Source organism: Novosphingobium sp. (assembly GCF_032093395.1).
Classification (GTDB): domain Bacteria; phylum Pseudomonadota; class Alphaproteobacteria; order Sphingomonadales; family Sphingomonadaceae; genus Novosphingobium.
Window position 1 is genome coordinate 28,654 of the sequence record NZ_DAMDBA010000049.1, and the last position, 9,169, is coordinate 37,822.

Annotated in this window: 10 protein-coding genes; 4 read left to right on the top strand and 6 right to left on the bottom strand. The window is 64.6% G+C overall.

Annotated features, from left to right (window positions below):
• On the top strand, positions 1-175 hold a 175-nt coding region (locus RT424_RS15800), incomplete at its 5' end, for a DUF952 domain-containing protein (RefSeq protein WP_313440258.1).
• Positions 176-226: 51 nt separating this feature from the next.
• Complete coding sequence (trmFO, locus tag RT424_RS15805) at positions 227-1,576, top strand: methylenetetrahydrofolate--tRNA-(uracil(54)-C(5))-methyltransferase (FADH(2)-oxidizing) TrmFO (protein ID WP_313440234.1); 1,350 nt, start codon at positions 227-229, stop codon at positions 1,574-1,576.
• A gap of 164 nt (positions 1,577-1,740) precedes the next feature.
• On the opposite strand, the gene RT424_RS15810 is transcribed toward trmFO, so the two are convergent.
• The 5 genes from RT424_RS15810 to RT424_RS15830 form a co-directional block, all read right to left on the bottom strand.
• A complete protein-coding gene (locus RT424_RS15810) occupies positions 1,741-2,214 on the bottom strand; it encodes a hypothetical protein (protein WP_313440236.1) in 474 nt (157 codons plus the stop codon).
• 82 nt (positions 2,215-2,296) lie between these two features.
• On the bottom strand, positions 2,297-2,989 hold the full coding sequence (locus RT424_RS15815) for a hypothetical protein (RefSeq protein ID WP_313440238.1): 693 nt from the start codon (positions 2,987-2,989) through the stop codon (positions 2,297-2,299).
• A 115-nt stretch (positions 2,990-3,104) separates the two neighbouring features.
• Entirely contained in the window at positions 3,105-4,484 is a 1,380-nt protein-coding gene (locus tag RT424_RS15820) for a pyruvate dehydrogenase complex E1 component subunit beta (RefSeq protein WP_313440240.1), read from the bottom strand.
• Complete coding sequence (pdhA, locus tag RT424_RS15825; protein ID WP_313440242.1) at positions 4,484-5,569, bottom strand: pyruvate dehydrogenase (acetyl-transferring) E1 component subunit alpha; 1,086 nt, start codon at positions 5,567-5,569, stop codon at positions 4,484-4,486. The genes RT424_RS15820 and pdhA overlap by 1 nt, the downstream gene beginning before the upstream one ends.
• A 184-nt stretch (positions 5,570-5,753) precedes the next feature.
• Positions 5,754-6,080 (bottom strand): septum formation initiator, encoded by a 327-nt coding sequence (locus RT424_RS15830; RefSeq protein WP_313440244.1) that lies wholly within the window; start codon positions 6,078-6,080, stop codon positions 5,754-5,756.
• A 241-nt stretch (positions 6,081-6,321) separates the two neighbouring features.
• Between RT424_RS15830 and RT424_RS15835 the strand changes: the two genes are divergently transcribed.
• Positions 6,322-8,199 (top strand): ABC-F family ATP-binding cassette domain-containing protein, encoded by a 1,878-nt coding sequence (locus tag RT424_RS15835; protein WP_313440246.1) that lies wholly within the window; start codon positions 6,322-6,324, stop codon positions 8,197-8,199.
• Positions 8,196-8,654, top strand: coding sequence for a GreA/GreB family elongation factor (locus RT424_RS15840; protein WP_313440248.1), 459 nt, complete (start codon positions 8,196-8,198; stop codon positions 8,652-8,654). Before RT424_RS15835 ends, RT424_RS15840 begins: the two co-directional genes overlap by 4 nt.
• 102 nt (positions 8,655-8,756) lie before the next feature.
• Here RT424_RS15840 and RT424_RS15845 read toward each other — a convergent pair.
• On the bottom strand, positions 8,757-9,169 hold a 413-nt coding region (locus RT424_RS15845; RefSeq protein ID WP_313440250.1), incomplete at its 5' end, for a DbpA RNA binding domain-containing protein.

Sequence of the window (9,169 nt, forward strand, 5' to 3'; positions counted from 1 at the left end):
CGGCCTCGGCATTGCTGCCGTGGACCTGACCGCACTTGGCGATGCGGTGAAGTGGGAAGTCTCGCGCGGTGGCGCACTGTTCCCGCATATCTATGCCGACCTGCCGCTTTCGGCAGTTATCGCGCATGGCCCGGTCGAACGGGACCTCGACGGAAAGCTGATCCTGCCCTCCTGAAATTCCGCGCGCCCTTCCCTGACGGCGCGCAAAGGTCTAGGCGCTGCCGCCATGACACATGACGTCCATATCATCGGCGGTGGCCTCGCCGGCAGCGAAGCGGCCTGGCAACTCGGGCGGCGCGGGTTCCGCGTGCGCCTTTCGGAAATGCGCGGAACCGGAGAGCGCAGCCCAGCCCACCAGGGCGACGGGCTGGCGGAACTGGTATGCTCAAACTCCTTCCGCTCCGACGACCATGAGAAGAACGCGGTCGGCCTGCTGCACGAGGAAATGCGCCGCTGCGATTCGCTGATCATGTCGGCGGCGGCCAAGGCGCAAGTGCCCGCAGGATCCGCGCTTGCCGTGGACCGCGACGTGTTTTCGGCCGAAGTCGAAGCGCGCCTTTCGGCACTGCCCAACGTGGAGATCGTGCGAGAGCGGATCGATGCCGTTCCCGATAACGGCACCACCATCGTCGCGACCGGGCCGCTGACGGCGGATTCCCTCGCCGGCAGCATTGGACGGGCAACAGGCGCGGATAGCCTGGCCTTCTTCGATGCCATCGCCCCCATCGTCTATCGCGACAGCATCGACATGGACGTGTGCTGGATGGCCTCGCGGTGGGACAAAGGAGAGACCAAGGACTACATCAACTGCCCGATGGACAAGGAGCAGTACCTGGCCTTCCATCAGGCCCTGCTCGATGGTGAGAAAACCGCGTTCAAGGAGTGGGAGGCGGACACCCCCTATTTCGACGGCTGCATGCCGATCGAGGTCATGGCCGAACGCGGCGTCGAGACGCTGCGGTTCGGGCCGATGAAGCCGGTGGGCCTCGACAATCCGCATTGGGCGACCGAGGAGCATCCCAAGGGCCGCTGGGCCTACGCGGTCGTCCAGCTGCGGCAGGACAACAAGCTCGGTACGATCTGGAACATGGTGGGCTTCCAGACCAAGCTGAAGCACGCCGAACAAGTCCGTCTGTTCCGCACCATCCCCGGTCTGGAAAACGCAGAGTTCGCCCGACTCGGCGGGCTCCACCGCAATACTTTCATCAACTCGCCGGTCCTGCTGGACCGCCAGCTTCGCCTGAAGACCGCGCCGCATGTCCGCTTCGCCGGACAGATCACCGGCTGCGAGGGCTATGTCGAAAGCGCCGCGGTCGGCATGATGGCGGGCCTGATGACGGCAACCGAGCTGGCGGGCCGCGATTGGCAGGCCCCGCCCCGCACCACCGCCCTGGGCGCGCTTCTGTCCCACATAACGGGAGATGCGGAGGCCGAAAGCTATCAGCCGATGAACGTCAACTTCGGCCTGTTCCCGCCGCTTCACGACGTGAAGAAAAAGCAGCGCAAGGAAGCCTACACGGAGCGCGCCAAGCTTGAGATCGCGCCCTGGCTGGAAGGCCTGACGCTCGCCGACTAAGATGTAGTTTGCGGCGTCGTCCCGGACTTGATCCGGGACCGCTGGCAAAACTTGAGGCGCGAGTCTTCCGGCAGGCGTGTAACGTCCTGCCGCGAGGTCGCGTCTAAAGACCCACACCGGTCCCCGGATCAAGTCCGGGACGACCCCTTGGAGGCTATCTCACGCTAGGATTTGCAAACGCACTTCGGCCTGGGCTTGGCCCTGACCGGAGGCGGTGCCGTCTTGCGGAATTCAGCCGTTGAAAGCCATTGATCCTGGTTGGCATCGGCCCCGTCGAACTTCGTGACGGTGGCGACCGCCCATTCCTCGAAAGTGAGCAGGTTGTTGCCGTCCCGGTCGAGCTTGCGGAAACCGTCGACCCGCGTGGACAGCATCTCATTGCGGGTGATCCGACCGTCGCGATCGCGGTCGTAGCGGCCGAAACGCCGCTGCTCGCGTGTCTGCTCGGTTGCTTCGGGCAGATCCGGTCCGGCAATGTCCGAGAGATCGGCGCTTGGCACTTCCTGCGGATCCGGCGCCTCGATGGCAGCCTGCGGCGGCGGCGCCGCCCGCTCCACTTCGGCGCGTCCCTGCCACCAGAACAGTCCGATAGACAGCATCACGAAAGCCGTCACCCCGCCCAGAATGAAGCGCTGCATCGCGAAACTCCCTGAAATCGCGCGCGGCTTATCTCCTCGCTCGGGCTCTCCAGGAAATTACATGTCTGTTATCCAGGCAAAATCAGCGACCGAGCAGGCCGATCCGCATCGCCATAAACACCTTCCGGGCCGAGCCCCGTCCGTTTCCGGGCCCGTTTTCGGCCAGCGCGTCCCGTGCCAGCGCTTCGAGGACCGCAAGCGGCCGTAGCGCCCGCGAAACGCGCGGTGAACGCCCCTGTTCGGCCTGGGCCAGACGGCGCACGACCACGCTCTCACCCGGATGGTTCAGCTTGGTGGCAAGATCTGCCAATGCCCAGCGGCGTCCCAGGCCACGCGCGGCTTCCGCCTCGCCGTCACGGCCCAATGCAGCAGCCAACCCCGCGAAGGCCGCAGCGCGACCGTTCACCATTTCCTCCAGGGCTTCCGGAGCAAGCGGCGCTTCTCCCGTCAGCGCTTCCCAGCCATTCACCAGCGGCACGAGCGCGCGATGCGCCCCGTTCCAGCTCCGCAGCGCCGCCAGCAGAGGCTCTCCTTCCGGCCATTTTGCGGCGTCGCGATCGAGCGTCTCGCGCCACCAGGCCAGACGGATCTGCGCCATCATCGGCTCGCGCGAGTGGCGAAGCAGCCCCGCGAGACGCTGGTCCAGAGCCAGCAGAGAGAGCGTAGGCAACCGTGCGGGCGCGGGCGCATAAGCCAGCGCAAGCCGCATGGTCTGCGGCAAGGCGGGCAGGAGCAGGTCTTCGGGACGGCTTGCGGGGACGGATGGCTCTGACACCCGGCCTCTCTAGTTCCCAGGCCCGATCGTGCAACCCCGTAACGCAAGACGGCGGCGAAGCCCCTGCTTCGCCGCCGTCCCGTTTATCGAGGCTCTCGCCCGATCGATGCAAGAATCAGCGGTAGCAGACCTTGCGGACCGCCTCGACGATGCGCGGCGTATCGATCAGCGCCAGCTTTTCGAGGTTGGCGGCGTAAGGCAGCGGCACGTCTTCGTTGCAGACGCGCACGACCGGGGCGTCGAGGTCGTCGAAGCCTTCTTCCATGCAGATCGCGATGATCTCGGAAGCGATCGAGCAGACCGGGAAGCCTTCTTCGGCCACGACCATGCGGTTGGTCTTGGCGAGGCTGGCCAGGACGGTTGCCTTGTCCAGCGGGCGCAGGGTGCGAAGGTCGATGACTTCGGCGTCGATGCCTTCACCGGCCAGTTGCTCCGCGGCCTCGAGCGCAAGGCCGACGCCGATCGAATAGGACACGATCGTCACGTCCTTGCCTTCCCGCATGATGCGCGCCTTGCCGATCGGCAGGACGTGATCGTCGAGTTCGGGCAGTTCGAACGAACGACCGTAGACCAGTTCGTTCTCGAGGAACACGACCGGGTCGTCGCTGCGGATGGCGGCCTTGAGCAGGCCCTTGGCATCCGAGGCATCGAACGGCGCGATCACGACCAGACCCGGCACGTTGGCGTACCACGGACCATAGTTCTGCGAGTGCTGAGCGCCGACGCGAGCGGCCGCACCGTTCGGACCACGGAACACGATCGGGCAGCGCATCTGGCCACCAGACATGTAGTTGGTCTTGGCGGCCGAGTTGATGATGTGGTCGATCGCCTGCATGGCGAAGTTGAACGTCATGAACTCGATGACCGGACGCAGGCCGCCCATGGCGGCGCCGGTGCCGATACCCGCAAAGCCGTATTCGGTGATCGGGGTATCGATCACGCGCTGCGGACCGAACTCCTCGAGCAGGCCCTGGGTGACCTTGTAGGCGCCCTGGTACTCGGCCACTTCCTCGCCCATCACGAAGACGCGATCGTCACGGCGCATTTCCTCGGCCATCGCGTCGCGAAGCGCTTCGCGGACGGTCGAGGTCTTCATGTTGGTGCCGTGGGGGACTTCGGGGTCCTTCTTCGTCTGGACATCCACCACCAGCTGCGCAGTCCCGCTGTCGGCAGGCTTGTTCTGCGGCGCATTGGACTGGGCTTCGGCAGCCTCCGACTTGGGGGCCTCAGCCGAGATTGCCGAAGCGTCTTCGCCTTCACCGGCGATCACGGCGATGACCGTGCCGACCTTCACGCCCTCGGTGCCTTCGGCCACAAGGATCTTGCCGACGGTGCCCTCGTCGACGGCTTCAAATTCCATCGTCGCCTTGTCGGTCTCGATTTCGGCGAGGATATCGCCGGAAGCGACTTCGTCGCCTTCCTTGACCAGCCAGCGGGCAAGCTTGCCCTCTTCCATCGTCGGAGAGAGCGCCGGCATCTTAAGTTCGATCGCCATCAGTAGCGCTCCACCAGGACGTCAGTATAGAGTTCAGAGGGTTCCGGCTCGGGCGAGTTTTCCGCGAAGTCGGCTGATTCCGCGACTTGCGCGCGCACGCGCTTGTCGATTTCCTTCAGCGCGGCCTCGTCCACGCCAAGCGCGGCCAGATCCTGCTTCACGTGCTCGATCGGATCGCGCTTCTCGCGAACGTCCTGCACTTCCTCGCGGCTGCGGTACTTCGCGGGGTCGGACATCGAGTGGCCGCGATAACGGTAGGTGTTCAGTTCCATGAGAACCGGACCGTTGCCCGCACGGACATATTCCAGCGCCACTTCGGCAGCCTTGCGGACTTCCAGCACGTCCATGCCGTCCACCTGCATCCCTGGGATGCGGAACGCGGTGCCGCGGCGATAGAAGTGCGTTTCGGCCGAACCGCGCTTCACGGCGGTGCCCATGGCATAGCCGTTGTTCTCGATCACGAAGATGATCGGCAGCTTCCAGAGAGCCGCCATGTTGAAGCTCTCGTAGACCTGGCCCTGGTTGGCCGCGCCGTCGCCGAAGTAGGCCATCGCGACGCCGCCGTCTTCACGGTACTTGTGCGCAAAGGCCAGACCCGCGCCGAGCGACACTTGCGCGCCGACGATGCCGTGTCCGCCGTAGAACTTATGCTCCACGCTGAACATGTGCATGGAACCGCCCTTGCCGCGCGAAATACCGGCTTCGCGGCCGGTCAGTTCGGCCATGATCACCTTCGGGTCGATACCGTAGGCAAGCATGTGGCCGTGGTCGCGATAGCCGGTGATCACCGAATCGCGGTTGGAATCGAGCGCGGACTGAAGGCCCACGGCAACGGCTTCCTGGCCGATGTAAAGGTGACAGAAGCCGCCGATCAGGCCCAGGCCGTAAAGCTGGCCTGCGCGTTCTTCGAAACGGCGGATGAGAACCATCTGCTCGTAAAGGTTGAGAAGCTCTTCCTTGTTCGGCGTGTAGCGCCGATCGGCCGCGAGTGCCTCCTGGAGGCTGTGCAGCGCGAAGTCTTCGTCCAGTGCCGGTGTTACGGCTTGCTCGACGCCGGACCCGGCGTCAGTCTTGGCTTTGGGCAACGGGACTCCCCATCGTTGGTGCGATTGATTTCGGGCCGCTTATAGGACGCCCAGCGGAAATCAAAAGCGCGATGAAGGAAATTTGCCCCAGGTGGCACAAAAATTATGGCCGCCCGCAACAGAGTGGCCACATTTGACCTCGATTTGACCTGATGCGGCAGGTGTTTTCACCTGCGGCCAGCTCCTACTTGTCGAGGAGCATCACCATTTCGTCGGGGCGCGCCACGTTCAGATTGCTGCGCAGCAATTCGCCAGCCAGATCGGGATCGACGTGGTTCTGATCGAGCAGACCTACCCGGTTCTTCAGGTGATCGCGGGTAATCCGAAGTTCAGCCAGCTTTTCGCGGCGCTCTTCCAGCATGTGCTGATTCTCGGTCCAGGCGATCAGTCCGCTTGGGCCGGCGATCACGAACGTGCCCATCAGCAGGAGCAGCGCAAGCGCGATGCCCTGAACCAGGCGTTCCTTGGCAAGGCTGGCGTCCTGACGCATGACGGAAGAGTTGGCCCTCATGAAAAGCGATAGAATCATAAGTGATTCTGCGTTGCAAGCTAAATTGATAACCGATTCGCCCAGTTCGCGAACAGGCCGTAACAGAACCTGTCATCGCAAGGCGGGGCATAGAGGTGTTGATAACTTCGGCACAGGTCTTGGGACGGGTCTTCGGCACGTTCACCGGTGAACATAGCGCCTTATAGCGAACAAGTTCGGAAGATGTTTCCAACTGCGCGCAAAATCCTCTAGGCGCTCCCCCATGCTGACTATCCGCGACATTACCGTCCGCCTTGGCGGGCGCACAATCCTCGACCAGGCCGCTGTCACCATTCCCAAGGACGGCAAGGTGGGCCTGATCGGCCGCAACGGCGCAGGCAAGTCCACTTTGGTGAAAGCGATCATCGGGGAACTCGAACCCGACGAAGGCTCGGTGGACATGCCGCGCCGCGCACGCCTGGGCTATATCGCGCAGGAAGCTCCCGCAGGCGACGTGACCGCACTTCAGGCAGTCCTCGATGCCGATGCCGAGCGCATGTCCCTCCTCGCGGAAGCCGAAACCTGCGTCGACCCGAACCGCCTGGGCGACCTTCACGACCGGCTGATTGCGATCGACGCCTACACCGGCGAAGCGCGTGCCGCCCGCATTCTCGTTGGCCTCGGCTTCGACGAGGACATGCAGAACCGCCCGCTCGACAGCTTTTCCGGCGGCTGGAAGATGCGCGTGGCGCTCGCCGGCCTGCTGTTCTCGCAGCCCGACGTACTGCTGCTCGACGAGCCTTCGAACCACCTCGATCTCGAAGCCACGCTTTGGCTGGAGAACTTCCTCCAGACCTACCCCAAGACGCTGGTCGTCATCAGCCACGAGCGCGACTTGCTCAACAACGTGGTCGATCACATCCTGCATCTCCAGCAGGGCAAGCTGACGCTCTATCCCGGCACTTACGACAGTTTCGAGCGCATCCGTGCCGAACGCGCCGCGCAGGCCGCCGCCGCGCGGGCGAATCAGGATGCCCAGCGCAAGAAGCTGGCAGACTATGTCGCCCGCAATTCCGCCCGCGCCTCCACCGCGAAGCAGGCACAGTCGCGCGCCAAGATGCTGGCAAGGATGCAGCCGATCGCCGCCATGGCCGAGGACTCCTCGCTGAGCTTCGATTTCCCCAGCCCCGACGAATTGCGCCCGCCGCTGGTGACGCTCGACCTCGCTTCCGTGGGCTACGAAGCGGACAAGCCGATCCTGCGCCGCCTGAACTTGCGCATCGATCCCGAGGACCGCATCGCCCTGCTCGGCCGCAACGGCAACGGCAAGACGACCCTGGCGCGCCTGCTCGCCCGCCAGTTGGAGCCGATGGAAGGTTCGCTGACCTTCTCGCCCAAGATCCGCATCGGGTACTTCACGCAGTACCAGGTGGAGGAACTGCCCTCCGATTCGACCCCGCTCGAACTGATGACCCGTGCGATGGTGGACAAGCCGCCTGTCGCGGTGCGCGGACAGCTGGGCCGCTTCGGCTTCTCCGGCCCCCGCGCGACGGCCGGGATCGGCACGCTTTCGGGCGGAGAGCGCGCGCGCCTGGCGCTGGCGCTGGTCACGCGCGATGCGCCGCACATGCTCATCCTCGACGAACCGACCAACCACCTCGACGTCGATGCGCGTGAAGCACTCGTGCAGGCACTCAACGATTTCGCCGGCGCCGTGATCCTGGTGAGCCACGATCGCCACATGGTCGAACTGGCGGCCGACCGCCTGGTGCTCGTCGATCAGGGAACGGCCGAGAACTACGACGGATCGATGGAGGACTACATCGACTTCGTATTGGGCCGGAACCAGCCCAAGGCCGCCGACAAGCAGGCCGAGAACAAGCCCGCCCGCAAGAACGGCGCCGTCGCCCGCGAGGAACTCAAGGCCCTGCGCAAGAAGGTTTCCGAAACCGAGACGCGCATGAAGCGTATCCAGCAAAATCTCGAAATGCTCGACGCCGTGCTGGCGGACCCGTCCTCGGCCAAGGGCGACCTTGCGAAGCTGGGGCTGGGCGAAATCGGCAAGCGCCGCACCCTCGCCGCCGAGGAACTGGAAACGGCCGAACTCGGCTGGTTCGAAGCCAGCGCGGCCATGGAGGAATACATGGGCGGCGGCGCATGAGCGTCGCCTTTCGGCGGGACGGCGACGAGGAGCATCTCGAACCCAAGTTCGAAGTGCCGATACCGCCCGGCCCGAACCTTGTCACGGCTGCGGGTCGCGCACTGATCGACGAGCGGATAGCCGCACTCGAGACGAAAATTCCGGTTCTGGCCGAGGAAACCGAGCTGAACGCCGCCAAGCGCGACTTGCGCTATTGGCGCAGGCGTCTGGCTACGGCGGAAGTTCAACCCGCACCCTCGGGCGACCGGGCAATGTTCGGGCATCGAGTACGCTTCAGCCTGAACAGCAAGGAGCGCGAAGTCCACATCGTCGGCCATGACGAAGCCGATCCGGCACGGGGTGCGCTGGCCTTCACCGCGCCGCTCGCGCGTGCGCTGCTCGGCGCGGAAGTAGGCGATCTCGTCGACTTCAACGGACAGGAAGAAGCGATCGAGGTGCTTGGCCTCGACGTTTGAGGCGTCGGGCTGGTGCAGCCCTTCCCGCACGAAACATATGGCCACAAAAAGAAAAGGCGGGGATCGAGCCCCGCCTTTTTCTGTTCGTTCGTCCGGAAGGGCTTACCAGTTGCCCTTCTTCGGCTTCTTGTGGAACGGCTTGCCGCCGCCGCTGCGTTCCGGACGGGCGCCACCGGTCGGACGCGGCTGGTAGCTGCCGCGAGGTCCGTCCTCACGACCGCCGTGCGGCTTGCGGCCACGGCCCTGCGGACCTTCGCGGCGACGTTCGCGACCGACTTCGCGCGGGGTGTCTTGCGCCTGTTCGATGCGGATGGTGTTTTCCACATCGCCGCTGTCCTCGTTCGCGGTGCGTTCGACAGCGCGCACGAACTGATCCGCCTGGGCGCGCGGAATCTGGAAGTAGGTCTGGTTCGCCATGATGCGGATCTGGCCCACCGCATTGCGGGTAACGTGACCGCGACGACACAGCAGCGGCAGGATCCAGCGCGGATCGGCATTCTGCTGGCGGCCGATAT

What these genes read in the sequence shown, in the direction of transcription:
- trmFO (WP_313440234.1), top strand. Translation starts at nt 227, where the DNA reads ATGACACATGACGTCCATATCATCGGCGGTGGCCTCGCCGGCAGCGAA.
- RT424_RS15810 (WP_313440236.1), bottom strand. Translation starts at nt 2,214, where the DNA reads ATGCAGCGCTTCATTCTGGGCGGGGTGACGGCTTTCGTGATGCTGTCT.
- RT424_RS15820 (WP_313440240.1), bottom strand. Translation starts at nt 4,484, where the DNA reads ATGGCGATCGAACTTAAGATGCCGGCGCTCTCTCCGACGATGGAAGAG.
- RT424_RS15830 (WP_313440244.1), bottom strand. Translation starts at nt 6,080, where the DNA reads ATGAGGGCCAACTCTTCCGTCATGCGTCAGGACGCCAGCCTTGCCAAG.
- RT424_RS15835 (WP_313440246.1), top strand. Translation starts at nt 6,322, where the DNA reads ATGCTGACTATCCGCGACATTACCGTCCGCCTTGGCGGGCGCACAATC.
- RT424_RS15840 (WP_313440248.1), top strand. Translation starts at nt 8,196, where the DNA reads ATGAGCGTCGCCTTTCGGCGGGACGGCGACGAGGAGCATCTCGAACCC.